The organism is Streptomyces sp. P1-3, assembly GCF_050613155.1.
Taxonomy (GTDB): Bacteria; Actinomycetota; Actinomycetes; order Streptomycetales; family Streptomycetaceae; genus Streptomyces.
On sequence record NZ_CP192512.1, the window covers coordinates 4,303,543 to 4,317,711 of the forward strand.

A 14,169-nucleotide genomic window follows, 5' to 3' on the forward strand; every position below is an offset into this window, starting at 1 on the left:
CCGATGGCCATATGCATTGGAGAGTGACGAGAGGGATGACGGCCGGCAACAACGGCTCGGACAGGCCGGAGAACGACGACCCCTTCGCCTACCTGTACCGACAGGAGGGCGACCCCTCGGGCCAGGGGGGCCAGCCGGGTCCCGCGGGCGCGGCCAGCCCCCGCACCGGCGGTTACGGCTACCCCGGCCCCAGCACCCCGCACCAGCCGGGCGTACCGCGCACCTCGTACAACCACGTACGGGCGGTGGGTGAGCGCACGTACGGCCAGCAGGTCCCGCCCCAGCACGCCCAGAACGCCCAGCAGGGCTACGGGCAGCAGGGCACCCCCCAGGGCTACGGCCAGCCGGGCTACGGCCAGCAGAACGCCCACTACGCGGCTCCCGAGACCCTCCCCGGCGGCGCCCCCCGCCGCCCCGCCCCCGGCCCGCAGGGCGGCGGACGTGGCGGCAGCGGCGGCGGCCCGAACACCAAGGGCCTGCTGATCGCGGCCGTGGCCGTCGTCGCCGTCGTGGTGGCGGGCATAGGGATCGCGCTGCTCACCAACAGCAGCGAGAAGAAGGACGACCAGGCCGACGGCGGCACGGACCGCCCGACGGCCGGCTCCAGCGTCAAGCCCAGCGAAGAGCCGTCGAAGGAGCCGGGGAAGCCCAAGACGCTGCCGACCCAGGACGCCTCCGGGCTCGCGCTGGCCGGCAGTGCGACCCGCGCGAGCGACATCAAGGGCGCCAAGGCGAAGGACGGCACGTACGTCGCGGGCATCAACACCCCCGGCGCGTCGGCCACCTGGAGCGTCAACGTCGAGAAGCCCGGCTCGTACAAGCTGTACGTGGGCTACGGCGTCCCCGGCGAGGACCAGAGCCTCTCCCTCACGGTCAACGGCTCGAAGGAAGCCCGGCCGCTGAACATGGGGAACTTCGCCCACGGCCCCAAGGGGGACTGGGAGAAGGGCTGGACGTACACCTACTCCATAGTCCGGCTCAACGCGGGCACCAACACCGTGAAGATCTCCTGCGAGGCGGGCGACAAGTGCGCGGTCAACCTCGACCAGGTCTGGCTCAAGAAGTAGCCGGGGCCGCGACCAGTCCAAGGAAGTGCGCCACGGTCCGGGCCATCGCGTCCCGGGCCGGGGCCAGGTACTTCCGCGGGTCCACCGCCGCCGGATGGTCCGCCAGATAACCCCGCACCGCGCCGGTGAAGGCCGTGTTCAGGGCCGTCCCCACGTTGATCTTCACCATGCCGGCGGCGATGGCCCGCCGGATCTCCATGTCCGGGACGCCGGACGAGCCGTGCAGCACCAGCGGTACGGGTACGGCCTCCCGGAGCCGGCCGATCAGCGCCCGGTCGAGGGCCGCCGTGCGCTCGGTCATGGCGTGGGTGCTGCCCACGGCCACGGCGAGCGCGTCCACGCCGGTGTCGGCGACGTACGCGGCCGCCTCCGCCGGATCGGTCCGCACACCGGGCGCGTGCGCGTCCAGCGGGGGCTCACCGTCCTTCCCGCCTACTCTGCCCAGTTCCGCTTCCACCCAGATCCCGCGCTCGTGCCCCCACCGCACTGCCTCCGCCGTCGCCTTGACGTTCTCGGCGTATGGCAGCTTCGACGCGTCGAACATCACCGAGCTGAAGCCCGCCGGGTGCGCGGCCCGCAGGAGTTCACCGTTCTCGACATGGTCGAGGTGGAGCGCGAGCGGCGCGCGCGAGGAGCGGGCGACGGCGGCCATGGCGGCGGCGAGCGGGCCGAGCCGTCCGCCGTGGAACTTCACGGCGTTCTCGGAGACTTGGAGGACCGCGGGCGTCCCGGCGGCCTCCGCCCCGGCCGCGATGGCCTCGGCGTGCTCCAGGGTGATGACGTTGAACGCGGCGACCCCGTGCCCGGCCGCGCGCGCCGCGCCGACCAGACCACCGGTGGTGACGAGCGGCATACGTACCCCAATCCCGGGCCGGGCCCGGCCCGTTGACGTCGGCCCGTTGGTGCTTGCGCGCGGTTACGCCGCCGACCGTATCGCGCTGACCTCGATCCGCGGCAGCAGCTCCTCGTACGTCGCGCGGTCGAACTCGCCCGCCGCGGGGGCCCGTACGGTCGCCGCGGACAGTGCTACGGCGCGCGCCACCCGGTCCGGCCAGGGCAGGCCCTCGACAAGCCCGGACAGCAGGCCCGCGACCGCCGAGTCGCCCGCGCCCGTCGGATTGCCGGCGAGCCTGCGGGGCGGCGCCGCCCGCCAGGCACCGTCCGCCGCCACCGCGAGCATGCCGTCCGCGCCGAGCGACGCGGCGACCGAGTGCGCGCCCCGCCGCCGGGCGTCGCGGGCCGCGCGCAGCGGCTCGGTGAAGCCGGTGAGCCCCGCCAGTTCGTCGGCGTTGGGCTTCACGATGTCGGGGCGGGCGGCTATCCCCCGGCGCAGCGCCTCCCCGCTGGTGTCCAGCAGCACCGGCACACCCGCCGCGCGCGCCTCCCGGACCAGTTGGGCGTACGTCCCGACCGGCACTCCCGGCGGCAGACTGCCGCAGAGCGCCACCGCGGCCGCGTCGCGCACCATCCGCGCGTACCCGCCGGTGAAGGCCGTCCACTCGGGTGTGGTGACCAGCGGGCCCGGCTCGTTGAGCTGCGTGGTGTCACCGGACGCGTCGTCCACGACCCCGACGGTGCGCCGGGTGGTTCCGGCCACGCTCACCAGCGCGTCGGTGACGCGCCCGTGCGCCGCGTCGGCGACGTGTCCGTACGCCGCGAGACCCTCGCGCAGCACGGCGCCCGTCGGGCCCCCGGCGAATCCCGTGACGACGGTGTCGTGGCCGAGCGCGGCCAGCACGCGCGCGACGTTGAGGCCCTTGCCGCCGGGCCGTTCGACGACCTCGGTGACGCGGTGGGTGGTGCGTGGCCGGAGCCGGGGTACGCGGTAGGTGATGTCGAGGGCGGCGTTGAGTGTGACCGTGAGGATCACCTGGGTGTCCCCTCTCCCCTGGCTCGTGACCGGACCGGCTCTCCCGTCTCTTCCGTCGTGCGCCAGCGATCATGCCATCGCGGACACCGGCGGGCGACCCCCTGTACTCCCACTGTTATCTCGCGGGAAGGGGAGTCCTTACCAGCGGTACCCACCAGTACGCCGCCGAAGGGACGAGCGGACGGCGCACCGGCGGTCCGAAGGGGCGTCAGCGCACGGGCGGCTCGACCAGCCAGGTGCCGCGCCGCATGACGCCCACCAACGTGAAGGCCTCGTCCAGGACGACGAGGTCCGCGTCCTTGCCCGGCTCCAGGGAGCCGACGCGCCCGTCCACCCCCAGGACCCGCGAGGGCGTCGCGGACAGTGCGCGTACCGCCTGCTCCACCGTCAGGCCGTCGATGGTCACGGCCCTTTGGAAGGCGTGGTCCAGGGTGAGGGTGGACCCGGCGATCGAACCCGCCGTGGGCCCGTCGCTGATCCGCGCGACCCCGTCCTTGACGTCGACCGTCATGGGGCCGAGCGGGTAGCGCCCGTCGTTCATCCCGGCCGCGCCCATCGCGTCGGTGATGAACGCGACCCGGTCCGCGCCCGCGCGCCGGAACGCCAGGCCCAGGACGGCGGGGTGCAGATGCGTGCCGTCGTTGATCAGCTCGACGGTGACCCGCTCGTCCTCCAGCAGGGCCGCGATGGGGCCGGGCGCGCGGTGCAGCAGCGAGGGCATCGCGTTGAACAGGTGGGTGGCCACGGTGGCGCCCGCCGCGATCGCCTCCAGTGTGGCGTCGTACGTGGAGTCGGTGTGGCCGACGGCGGCGACGACGCCGTGGTCGGTGAGCAGGCGTACGGAGTCCAGACCGCCGGGGAGCTCGGGCGCGAGCGTCATCATGCGTGCCGTGCCGCGTGCCGCGTCGATCAGCTTCCGTACGTCGGCGGGGTCCGGGTCCCGCAACAGCGATGGCTGGTGCGCGCCGCAGCGGTGCGGCGAGATGAACGGCCCTTCGAAGTGGATTCCGGCCAGCTCGCCCTGCTCGACCAGCTCGGACAGCGCCCCGGCCTGGCGGGCGAGGTCGTCGAGGTCGCCGGTGACGGTGGAGGCGACCATGGTGGTGGTGCCGTGGGCCCGGTGGGTGCGGGCGACGGTGAGCGCCTCCTCGGCGGTCCCGGCGGAGAAGGACGCGCCGCCGCCGCCGTGGACGTGCATGTCGACGAAGCCGGGGACGATCCAGTGGCCGGAGAGGTCGAGGCCGGCCGTACCGCTCTCGCCCGCGGCCGCACCGCTCTCTCCCGCGGCCGTACCGCTCCCGTGGGCACGCGCGGCATCGCGCCCGGGCATCGGCCCGGCGGCGGTGATGCGCTGCCCCTCGACCGTGATCTGCCCGTCCTCGACCGCACCGGTCGGCAGCACCACCCGGGCGCCCGAGAGAACCGTTCGTCGCACCATCAGGCGGATACCTCCGTGGAGTCCGTGGAGAGAAGATCCCAGGCGAGCAGCCCTGCGCCCAGGCATCCGGCGGTGTCCCCGAGGGCCGCCGGGACGATGTCGGGGAGTTTCTGGAAGGTGATCCGCTCCGCGACCGCCGCGCGCAGCGGCGCGAACAGCGTCTCGCCCGCTTCGGCGAGCCCGCCGCCGATGATCAGCGTCCGCGGGTCCAGCAGGGTGACGCCCATGACCAGCCCGTCGGCGAGCGCGGCCACGGCCTCCCGCCAGACGGCGCGGGCGCGGGGGTCGCCCGCGTCGACGGCCTTGGCGCAGTCGGCGGCGTCCGCGCCGGGACCGCCGCCGGCCACGGCCCAGGCACGGCCCACGGCGGCGGCGGAGGCCAGCCGCTCCAGGCACCCGGCCTGCCCGCAGCCGCAGGCGGGACCGCCGGGCCGGACGATCAGATGGCCGATCTCGCCGGAGGAGCCGTGCGCGCCGGGTTCGATGCGCCCGTCGATGCCGATGGCGCCCGCGATGCCGGTACCGAGCGCCACGTAGAGGAAGCGGTCGGCGCCGTCGCCCGCGCCGAGCCGGCCTTCGGCCAGGCCGCCGACGCGTACGTCGTGCCCGAGGGCCACCGGGACCCCGGCCAGCCGCTCGGCGAGCAGGGCGCGCAGCGGTACGTCGCGCCAGCCGAGGTTCGCCGCGAAGACGGCCACGCCGTGCGCCTCGTCGATGACGCCGGGGACGCCGACCCCGGCGGCGACGGCCGACTGGCCGAACCGCCGCTCACCGGTCGCGCGCAGCTCGTCGGCGAAGTCCAGAATCCCGGCGACGACGGCGTCCGGCCCGCGCTCACGGCCGGTGGGCCGCCGCGCCTCGTACAGAAGCGTGCCGTCCGCCCCGACCAGAGCGGCCTTCATGCCGGTGCCGCCCACATCGAGGGCGATGACGTGTCTCACGTGGACAGTGTCGCCTGACCGCCCGCAAGAGGTCTAGTCCACTCGCGGGTGTACCGCCACACAGCGGCCGGACCGCCCCGGCGGCCGGGGTTCCGCCGCGCCTCTTCCCGGCCGCGTGGTTGCCCCGGCACGGGCACCCGGAACCGGGGTTGCCCTCTGCGCGGGCGCCTCGTGGCTGGGTTGGGGCCGTCGCCGGGTTCCCCCAGCGCGGCCGCTGGGAGGTGCCCCCACTCGGTCGGCGCGCGGGGTACGGGGCGAGATGTTCGCCGCGCTGCGGGGGCACCCGCCACGTCCCCTTCCGACGGACTTGCGACTGCGGCCCGGTGGGGCCCTGGTCCGCTACCCGTGCCGCGTCGGCCAGTCGCCCGCTGCCGTGGCCGAGGTGCCACTGGCGGTCAGTCGCCGGACGGCGCAGGGGAGCGCGGCGGGTGCCCGCTGGTGGCTCCGCGCGTCTCCAGTTGCGTGCCGCCGCCGTCGGTGCTGCGACGGTCCCGGAGGGTTGGCGAGGCGCGGCGCCACCGGCGGTGAGCCGCCGGTCCGGCGGGAGGGGGCGCGTCGGGGTGCCCCCGCAGCGCGGCGAACATCTTGCCGGTGACCTTGCGGATGGGCAGTAGGTTCGCCGACCGAGGAGGTACCCCAGAGCGGCCCCGACCCCGCCACCAAGCGCAGGCGCAGCGCGGGCCGGGCACCCGGCCGCACCGCGGGGGTGCCCCGCGCCCCGGCGGTCCCGGGTGGCCCCGCCCCGGGCGCGCCCCGGACACCCCCGGGCAGGGGAGCCGCCGCCTACCCCGTGAGGATCACGCTCCGCGTGAGGTTGCGCGGGTGGTCCGGGTCGAGGCCGCTGGCCTCCGCCACCGCCACCGCCAGCCGCTGCGCCCGCACGAGGTCCGCCATGGGGTCCAGCCCGTCCGGCGTCCCGGAGTCCGCCAGCAGCACGCCGCCGGTCCGCGCCACCTCACCCGCCAGCCCCTCCGGCGGCGGCCCGAACGCCCACACCACCCGCCCGGGCCCCGTGATCGAGATCGGCCCGTGCCGGTACTCCATCGCCGGGTACGACTCCGTCCACGCGCCCGCCGCCTCGCGCATTTTCAGGCCCGCCTCCTGCGCCAGCCCGTACGTCCAGCCGCGCCCCAGGAACGTCCACTGCTCCGCGCCCGGCGCCGCCTCCGGCAGCGGTTCGGCGGCGGCCGCCGCCGCGTCCACCGCCGCCTCCGCCACGCTCTTCACGCCCTCCGGCAGCGATCCGTGCGCCTCCAGCCCCGCGCGCAGCAGCGCCAGCGCCGTCGTCGCGAAGCGCGTCTGGACCACCGACGTCTCGTCCGCCCAGTCCAGTACGGCGACGTCGTCCGCCGCGTCCATCACCGGCGTCTCGGGGTCGCCGGTGAGCGCGGTCGTGGCGGGGCGGGCCGGTCCGGCGCGCAGCGCGGCCAGCAGGTCCAGCACCTCCGTCGTGGTGCCCGAACGGGAGATCGCCACCACGCGGTCGTACGAACGCCCCGCCGGGAACTCCGACGCGGGATACGCGTCCGTCTCGCCCTGGCCCGCCGCCTCGCGCAGCGCCGCGTAGGCCTGGGCCATGAACCACGACGTGCCGCAACCGGTGATCGCCACCCGTTCGCCGGGCAGTGGCAGCCCGCGCGCCGTGGCGGCGGCGCGCGCCGCCCGCCGCCAGCAGTCGGGCTGGGTGGCCAGTTCCTGTGCGGTGAGCGAGGTCATACGACTGCCTCCTGGCGAGGTGTGCCGATGCGCCGGTACGGCGTTGCGGGGCAAGGGAGTTGGCAAGGGAGCTGGTGTGGGCCCGGCGCCGGGGTGGGACCCCGCCCGGGACGTGGATAGCAGGCGCCTCCTCCGCAGGGGAAGCCCGATGCGGAAGTGATACCCGTCATGGTGTAGACCTTGTGAGGGTTTGCGAGGGAGACTCGCACCTCATATCGGGGCTCCGGAACACGAGACTCCGGTTACAGGCACGATGCGTACGAACACGTAGGGCGGGTAGCGGCTGTGCAGCGGCGGAGTTTCCTGAATCTGACGGCGGCGGGTTGCGCCACGGCGGCGATGACGCCCGCGCTGGCCGCCTGCGGAAACGATTCCGGCTCGGGCAAGACGACGCTCAAGCTGGTCGCGGCCGACTACGGCGACAACACCACCAACACCTCCCAGCGGTACTGGGACCGGGTGACGGTCGCCTTCGAGGCCGAGAACCGCGACGTCAGGATCGACGTCAAGATCTACAGCTGGACCGAGGTCGACCGGAAGGTCGCCGAGATGGTCAAGGCGGGCGAGGCCCCCGACCTCGCGCAGATAGGCGCGTACGCCGACTACGCCGCCGCCGGCAAGCTCTACCGCGCCGACCAGCTGCTCTCCATCCCCACCCAGGCGAGCTTCGTGCCCTCCATCGCGCAGGCGGGCAAGGTGCGGCGCGTCCAGTACGGCCTGCCGTTCGTCGCCAGCTCCCGGCTGCTCTTCTACAACAAGAGGCTCTTCGCCAAGGCGGGCATCAGCGAGCCCCCCACCACCTGGGACGAGCTGCAGGCTGCCGCGGAGAAGCTCAAGAGCAGCGGGGTGGAGATCCCGTACGCGCTGCCGCTCGGCCCCGAGGAGGCCCCGGCCGAGACCATGCTGTGGATACTCAGCGGCGGGGGCGGCTACACCGACAGCAACGGCAGCTACGTCCTCGACTCGCCCGAGAACATCAAGACCTTCGAGTGGCTGCGGGACGAACTGGTCGCCAAGGGCCTCACCGGCTCCCGTACCCCCGGCCGGGTCAACCGCCAGGAGCTCTTCGACGCCTTCACCCGCGGTGAGGTCGGCATGCTCAACGGCCACCCCACGCTGATGAAGCAGGCGGAAGGCCGCGGCCTCGACTACGGCACGGCACCGTTGCCCACCATCGACGGGAAGCCCAAGTCGACCATGGGCGTCGAGGACTGGATGATGGCGTTCAAGCAGAACGGCCACCAGGACGAGATCGGCCGCTTCCTGAACTACGTCTACAACCAGGAGAACGTCCTGGACTTCGCCAGCCGCTACGACCTGCTGCCGGTGACGACCGCGGCGTCCCAGGCGATGCGCGACGACCGCGAGTTCAAGCGGCTGTGGCAGTTCCTCGACCAGATGGAGAGGGCGGAGTTCTACCCCGCCGACAAGACCTCGTGGGCGAGCGTCAGCAAGGCGCTGAAGGAGAACATCGGCGCGACGGTGGCGGAGGGCGGCGACCCGATGAGCGTGCTCGGCGAGCTCCAGCGGCAGGCGGACGCCGCGGAGAGCGCGGCGCGGTAGCCGGTCCTGGGCGGGGTGGGGGAAGGAACCGCCCCGGTGGCAAGGTGGAGAACGTGACCGCACCCCCGAACCAACCGCCCCAGCCGGGCGGCGACGACGGCCTGTCCGACCGGGACCGGGCCGTCCTCGCCATGGAGCGCCGCGGCTGGCCCGGCCCGGGGGCGAAGGAGCGCGCGATACGTGAGCGGCTGGGGATGTCCCCGACCCGCTACTACCAGCTCCTGAACGCCCTCCTCGACGACCCGCGCGCACTGGCCCACGACGCGGTCACGGTCAACCGCCTGCGCAGGGTCCGGGAGGAACGCCGCGCGCGCCGCTGAGGACGGCGATGCCGTCCGTACGAGGGGCGATCCATACGCACCGCGCTCGTGCGGCCGGGCCCATGCGAACCAGCCCGCCCCGCTCCGTATGGAGCAAACCCGCATCCGCCCCCTCCTCGCGCGGGTAGGGTCGCCGCATGGGCAGCAGTCACCCTCTTCCCGTACCTGCCACACCCGCCGGCCGTGACGGCCTCGCCGCGCTGCTGGCGCGGCCGGAGAGGGCCGTCGTCGCCGTGGACTTCGACGGCACGCTGGCCGACATCGTCCCCGACCCCGAGCAGGCCCGCGCCCACCCCGGCGCCGTGCCCGCCCTCGCCCGGCTCGCCCCGCGTCTCCTCTCCCTCGCCGTGCTCACGGGCCGCCCGGCCGACGTCGCGGTGCGGTACGGGGGCTTCGCCGGTGTGCCGGGGCTGGAGCACCTCGTCGTCCTCGGCCACTACGGCGTCGAACGCTGGGACGCGGTCAGCGGCTCCGTCACCGCGCCCGCCCCGCACCCCGGGGTGGCGGCCGCGCGGGCGGAGCTGCCGGAGCTCCTGAACGGTGTCGGGGCGGGGCACGGCACCTCGGCCGAGGCGGCGCACATCGAGGACAAGGGCGGCCGCGCCGTCGCCGTCCACACCCGCCGCGCCGCCGACCCGCAGGCCGCGTTCGAGGCCCTGCGCGAGCCGCTGCACCGGCTCGCGGAACGCCACGGCCTGATCGTCGAACCGGGCCGCATGGTGCTGGAGCTGCGCCCGCCCGGCACGGACAAGGGCGCCGCCCTGAGCGACTACGTCCGGAGGTCCGGTGCCGAGGCCGTGCTGTACGCCGGGGACGACCTCGGCGACCTGGCGGCCTTCGCTGCGGTGGAGAAGTTCCGGGCGGAGGGGCTGCCCGGGGTGCTGGTGTGCAGCGGCAGCAGCGAGGTGACCGCCCTGGCGGACCGCGCGGACCTGGTCGTCGACGGCCCGGCGGGCGTGGTGGGCCTGGTGACATCCCTCGCGGACGCCCTCACCTGAGGCCCGTCCTGCCCGGGCGCGCTCACCATGAGGCCCGTCCTGCCCGGGCGCGCTCGCCGGGCGTGACGCCCGTCCTGCCTGGGCCGCTCGCCGGGCGCGTGCTTGCCGGGCACCGTAGGGGCGCGGCGTGGGCATCGTAGGCGCGCCGCGCGTCGCCGCGCCGGCGTCCCGGCCCGCGGCGGACCTGCTCCCCTGACCCGAGGCGCGCGCCTGACCCGGTGAGGCGCGCGTGCCCTAGGCCATCGCCAGCTCGGCGACCACCGCCGCGTGGTCCGACGGCCAGACCCCGGCCACCGGGGCGTCCCCGACGCGGCGCACGGCGTGGACCCGGCCGAGGCCGTCCGGGCCGGGCAGGCCGACGTGGACGTAGTCGATCCGGGCACTGGGCTCGAAGGTCTCGGCCACATGCGGGTTCGCCCGGTCCCAGGTGGCCGCCGGTGCCGCGGGGTCCGCGTACTCCCAGGCGTCCACCAGCACCTGGCCGGGCACGGCGGGCGCGGTGCGGTGGCCGCCGAACAGCCGGATCTCGTCCGAGTCCGGCCGCGCGTTGAAGTCACCGGTCACCACCGGCGGGAAGTCCGTGCCGCCCCGGTGGTCGGCGACGAACCGCGCCAGCGCGGCGACCTGCGCGCATCGCGCCGCCGACTCGTGCAAGGCGGGGTTCAGATGCGCCGTGAAGAACGGCACTCGCGCGCCGGGTGCGTCAATGCCGGCGTACAGCGCGAGGCGGCCCTCGTCCTCGGTGCCCGCCGTCGGCAGGGTCAGCACCGCGCGGTCCACGATCGGCCACCGGCTGAGCACCGCGTTGCCGACCTCAGCGGAATCAGCGGTATCAGCAGTCCTCGTTGTCCCAGCGGTCCCAGTCATCACAGCTGTCACAGCCGTCACAGTCGTCTCGGCAGTCGCGTCCGCGATCCGGTTCCGCCACCGGTCGGGCGCCTTCGACGCGGCCCATGTCCAGGCCCAGTCGCCGCCCAGGTCCCGGGACACGCGCCGGACGAGCCACTCCGCCAGGTTCTCGTCGCCGCGTGCCCACACCTCCTGGAGACCGATGACATCGGGGCGCACGTCGCGCAGCACCGCCGCGATCGCCTCGCGCCGCCGCTCCCACGCGCCGAACAGCCACCACACGTTCCAGGTGAGCACCCTCAGCACCGGCACGTCCCCGGCGGTACCCGGTGCCGTACCCCGTGCCCCGTACGACGTACTCACAGCTCGTCCAGCGCCCGCAGCTGCGCCAGGAACCACTGCTGCGGTGGCAGAGCCGTGGCCGCCGCCGCGAGCCGCTTCGTCCGCTCGGCGCGCTCCCCCTCCGGCATCGCCAGCGCCTCGTGCAGCGCCTGCGCCGTCGCCTCCACGTCGTACGGATTCACCACCAGCGCGTCCCCGCCCAGCTCCGCGGACGCGCCCGCCTCCCGGGACAGCACCAGCGCGCAGCCCGCCTCCGAGACGACCGGCACCTCCTTGGCGACCAGGTTCATCCCGTCCCGGATCGGGTTGACCAGCGCCACGTCCGCCAGCCGATAGGCGGCCAGCGAGCGCGCGAAGTCGTCCTTCACATGCAGGACGACCGGCCGCCAGTCGGCGGTCCCGTACGCGGCGTTGATCTCCTCGGCGACCCGCCGCACCTCCGCGGTGTAGTCGCGGTAGATCGCCAGGTCCTGCCGCGAGGGGTAGGCGAAGGCCACATGGACGACACGGCCGCGCCACTCGGGACGGGTGTCCAGCAGGCGCCGGTAGGCCAGCAGCCCGCGGACGATGTTCTTGGACAGCTCGGTGCGGTCCACCCGCACGATGCTCTTCCGCCCCGGACCGATCTGCTCCCGCAGCCCGGCCAGCCGCTCGTCCACGTCGGCGGCCCGGGACCGCCGCCGCAGGAACTCCGCGTCGGCGCCCAGTCCGTGCACGCCGAGCCGGGTGGTGTGCCCCTCGTCGCGCACCACCGGCTCCGCGCCGCCGCGCACCACCTCCGCGCCGAGGACGGCCGCGGCGCAGTCGGCGAACGCCGCGGCCCAGCGCTCGGTGAGGAACGCGGCCCGGTCACCGCCGAGGATGCCGCGCAGCAGCCGCGCCGCGATGTCGTCGGGCAGCAGCCGGAAGTAGTCCGGCGGCGCCCACGGGGTGTGCGAGAAGTGCCCGATCCGCAGGTCCGGCCGCCGCTCGCGCAGCAGGGCCGGGACGAGCGCCAGGTGGTAGTCCTGAACGAGCACGGCCGCGCCGTCGGCCGCCTCCTGGGCGAGCGCGTCCGCGAAGGCGGTGTTGTACGTCTCGTATGCCGCCCACTGGGCCCGGAACCGCTCGTCGAAGACGGGGGCGAACGGGGTCTGGTAGAGGAGGTGGTGGACGAACCACAGCACCGAGTTCGCGATGTCGTTGTACGCGGCCGTGAAGACGTCGGGCGCGATGTCCAGCATCCGCACCCGCTGGCCGCCGGTGCCGGCCGGGTCCAGATGCCCGCCCCGCGCCTGCCGCACGGCCTGCCGGTCGCCGTCGCCGAGGGCCGCGCACACCCATACGGCATCGGCGTCGGGGCCGATGGCACTGAGCCCGGAGACCAGCCCGCCGCCACCGCGCCTGGCGGCGAGCGAACCGTCCTCGCGAGGAGCGTAGGAGACCGGGCCGCGGTTGGACGCGACGAGGACCTGGGCGCCTGAGCGGTCGGGGGCCATGTCGCGAGCCTAGCCCCACGCCGCCGCGCGCAAACGTGAGCCGGGTCTCGTGCCGTGTCGCCTCCCGGCGAGGGGCCGTGGGTGCCTGCCGCGCCGCGCGGGTCCCCTGGGCGGCTGGCTTCTGCGGCGCCCGGGCGCTGGGCGCCGCCTGCCCGGTGCCCGGGTCGGTGCCGCTCTGGGGCTCCCCCAGCGCGGCCGCTGGGAGGTGCCCCCACTCGTACGGTGGGCCTACTGGCCTACCGCTGAGGCGCCCGGAGCGCGCAGGCGGCCACCCCGCCGGTTACGCCGCGCGGCGCGTCGCGTACTCCGGGATGTCGCGCATCGGCGGCCGCTCCTCCGTGTCCACCGGCGACGTACGCGGCACGAATCCGTCCTCCCCCCGGTCGAACTGCGTCAGCCGCGACCGCATCAGGTGCCCGCGCGCCAAAGGGCCGCGGTTCAGGCGCAGTTGAGCCGTGCGGTAGATCGCCGCCGCCATCCGGCCCAGGGCCTGGCTGTCCTGGTGCCGGTGCTTGCGGACGCCCACGTCCACCTGGGCCAGCGCGTCCAGTCCCACCGTGTGCAGCGCGTCGACCAGGAGGCCCAGCTCGACCCCGTACCCGACCGGGAAGGGGAGCCGCTCCAGCAGGGAGCGGCGGGCCGCGTACTCTCCGCCGAGCGGCTGGACGAAGCCCGCCAGCTGCGGCCAGTGCAGGTTGAGCAGTGGCCGGGCCACCAGTTCGGTGACCCTGCCGCCCTGGCCGGGCGCCGTACTGCCGGAGTCGGGCCCGCCGGACAGCGCCAGCGGGCGCTCGTACATCGCCTTGACGAAGTCCACGTCCGGCTCCGTGAGCAGCGGACCGACGATCCCCGAGACGAAGTCCGCCGAGAAGTCCTTCAGGTCCGCGTCGACGAAGCAGACGATGTCGCCCTCGGTGGCGAACAGCGCCCGCCACAGCACCTCGCCCTTGCCGGGCAGCGCCGGTATCCGGGGGAGTATCGCGTCCCGGTGGATCACCCGCGCCCCGGCGGCCGCGGCGACCTGCGACGTACGGTCGGTGGAGCCGGAGTCGACCACGATCAGCTCGTCGACGAGCGGCACCGCCTCGGACATCAGCTCGCTCCGGATGACGCGGACGATCGCGCCGACCGTCGCCTCCTCGTTGAGGGCGGGCAGCACGACGCTGACCGTGCCGCCGCCGGCGCGCTTGGCGGCCAGGAGCCGATCGAGCGGACGGTCGGCTGCGGACCAGGACCGCCGGGCGAGCCAGCGCTCCACCTCTTCCAGCACGTGAACGACTCCCTGTCCTGTCCCGGGCCCTGCTGCCTGGTTGATCCATCTCGTGTTTCGGACGACTATCTCAACCGTCCGAGCCTTCGGTTACAGTCTTGAACAACGCGGATGGCCCTCGCACGCCGGGGTCGGTCCGCCGACAAACGCCTGGGTCAGCCCAGCGCCATACCGCTCATCCAGAGGGGCAGAGGGATACGGCCCGTTGAAGCCCCGGCAACCCTCCAGCCGGTCTCGCGCATCCGCGGCGAGGCTCCCGGCTAGGGAAGGTGCCAAATCCGTCTCGCGGCGAAACTCGCCCCGAGGAAGATGAGGAG

At 74.6% G+C, this 14,169-nt stretch carries 12 protein-coding genes and 1 riboswitch; of the genes, 4 read left to right on the forward strand and 8 right to left on the reverse strand.

Annotation, left to right across the window (positions count from 1 at the left end):
• The first annotated feature begins 35 nt into the window (after positions 1-35).
• Positions 36-1,067: a carbohydrate-binding protein gene (locus ACQUSR_RS18565; RefSeq protein ID WP_431047675.1), complete on the forward strand. Its 1,032-nt coding sequence runs from the start codon at positions 36-38 to the stop codon at positions 1,065-1,067.
• On the opposite strand, the gene ACQUSR_RS18570 is transcribed toward ACQUSR_RS18565, so the two are convergent.
• From ACQUSR_RS18570 to ACQUSR_RS18590, 5 genes are all read right to left on the reverse strand, one after another.
• Entirely contained in the window at positions 1,057-1,920 is an 864-nt protein-coding gene (locus ACQUSR_RS18570; RefSeq protein ID WP_431043685.1) for a class II fructose-bisphosphate aldolase, read from the reverse strand. The genes ACQUSR_RS18565 and ACQUSR_RS18570 overlap by 11 nt on opposite strands.
• Positions 1,921-1,983: 63 nt before the next feature.
• Positions 1,984-2,937, reverse strand: coding sequence for a 1-phosphofructokinase family hexose kinase (locus ACQUSR_RS18575; RefSeq protein WP_431043686.1), 954 nt, complete (start codon positions 2,935-2,937; stop codon positions 1,984-1,986).
• 208 nt (positions 2,938-3,145) lie between these two features.
• Positions 3,146-4,375 carry an N-acetylglucosamine-6-phosphate deacetylase gene (gene nagA, locus ACQUSR_RS18580; RefSeq protein WP_431043687.1) on the reverse strand — a complete coding sequence of 410 codons (1,230 nt, stop codon included), beginning with the start codon at positions 4,373-4,375 and terminating at the stop codon, positions 3,146-3,148.
• Entirely contained in the window at positions 4,375-5,316 is a 942-nt protein-coding gene (locus ACQUSR_RS18585) for an ROK family protein (RefSeq protein ID WP_431043689.1), read from the reverse strand. Before ACQUSR_RS18585 ends, nagA begins: the two co-directional genes overlap by 1 nt.
• 783 nt (positions 5,317-6,099) lie before the next feature.
• Positions 6,100-7,032, reverse strand: a complete 933-nt coding sequence (locus tag ACQUSR_RS18590) for an SIS domain-containing protein (protein ID WP_431043690.1) — start codon at positions 7,030-7,032, stop codon at positions 6,100-6,102.
• A 285-nt stretch (positions 7,033-7,317) separates the two neighbouring features.
• Between ACQUSR_RS18590 and ACQUSR_RS18595 the strand changes: the two genes are divergently transcribed.
• The 3 genes from ACQUSR_RS18595 to otsB all read left to right on the forward strand — a co-directional run bounded on the left by ACQUSR_RS18595 (position 7,318) and on the right by otsB (position 9,913).
• Positions 7,318-8,595 (forward strand): extracellular solute-binding protein, encoded by a 1,278-nt coding sequence (locus tag ACQUSR_RS18595; RefSeq protein ID WP_431043692.1) that lies wholly within the window; start codon positions 7,318-7,320, stop codon positions 8,593-8,595.
• A 53-nt stretch (positions 8,596-8,648) separates the two neighbouring features.
• On the forward strand, positions 8,649-8,915 hold the full coding sequence (locus ACQUSR_RS18600; protein WP_304462442.1) for a DUF3263 domain-containing protein: 267 nt from the start codon (positions 8,649-8,651) through the stop codon (positions 8,913-8,915).
• 137 nt (positions 8,916-9,052) lie between these two features.
• Positions 9,053-9,913 (forward strand): trehalose-phosphatase, encoded by an 861-nt coding sequence (otsB, locus tag ACQUSR_RS18605; protein WP_431043693.1) that lies wholly within the window; start codon positions 9,053-9,055, stop codon positions 9,911-9,913.
• A gap of 234 nt (positions 9,914-10,147) precedes the next feature.
• Here the strand turns inward: otsB and ACQUSR_RS18610 are convergent, their stop codons facing one another.
• The 3 genes from ACQUSR_RS18610 to ACQUSR_RS18620 form a co-directional block, all read right to left on the reverse strand.
• Positions 10,148-11,065 carry an endonuclease/exonuclease/phosphatase family protein gene (locus ACQUSR_RS18610; RefSeq protein ID WP_431047677.1) on the reverse strand — a complete coding sequence of 306 codons (918 nt, stop codon included), beginning with the start codon at positions 11,063-11,065 and terminating at the stop codon, positions 10,148-10,150.
• A gap of 56 nt (positions 11,066-11,121) precedes the next feature.
• Positions 11,122-12,582 carry an alpha,alpha-trehalose-phosphate synthase (UDP-forming) gene (locus ACQUSR_RS18615; RefSeq protein ID WP_431043694.1) on the reverse strand — a complete coding sequence of 487 codons (1,461 nt, stop codon included), beginning with the start codon at positions 12,580-12,582 and terminating at the stop codon, positions 11,122-11,124.
• 280 nt (positions 12,583-12,862) lie between these two features.
• Positions 12,863-13,852 carry a glucosyl-3-phosphoglycerate synthase gene (locus ACQUSR_RS18620; RefSeq protein WP_431043695.1) on the reverse strand — a complete coding sequence of 330 codons (990 nt, stop codon included), beginning with the start codon at positions 13,850-13,852 and terminating at the stop codon, positions 12,863-12,865.
• Positions 13,853-14,024: 172 nt separating this feature from the next.
• Positions 14,025-14,168, forward strand: a riboswitch (SAM riboswitch).
• Position 14,169 lies beyond the last annotated feature (1 nt).

Bases quoted from the DNA above. Each gene is read 5' to 3' on its own strand.
- ACQUSR_RS18565 (WP_431047675.1), top strand. From the start codon at position 36: ATGACGGCCGGCAACAACGGCTCGGACAGGCCGGAGAACGACGACCCC.
- ACQUSR_RS18570 (WP_431043685.1), bottom strand. From the start codon at position 1,920: ATGCCGCTCGTCACCACCGGTGGTCTGGTCGGCGCGGCGCGCGCGGCC.
- nagA (WP_431043687.1), bottom strand. From the start codon at position 4,375: ATGGTGCGACGAACGGTTCTCTCGGGCGCCCGGGTGGTGCTGCCGACC.
- ACQUSR_RS18590 (WP_431043690.1), bottom strand. From the start codon at position 7,032: ATGACCTCGCTCACCGCACAGGAACTGGCCACCCAGCCCGACTGCTGG.
- otsB (WP_431043693.1), top strand. From the start codon at position 9,053: ATGGGCAGCAGTCACCCTCTTCCCGTACCTGCCACACCCGCCGGCCGT.
- ACQUSR_RS18615 (WP_431043694.1), bottom strand. From the start codon at position 12,582: ATGGCCCCCGACCGCTCAGGCGCCCAGGTCCTCGTCGCGTCCAACCGC.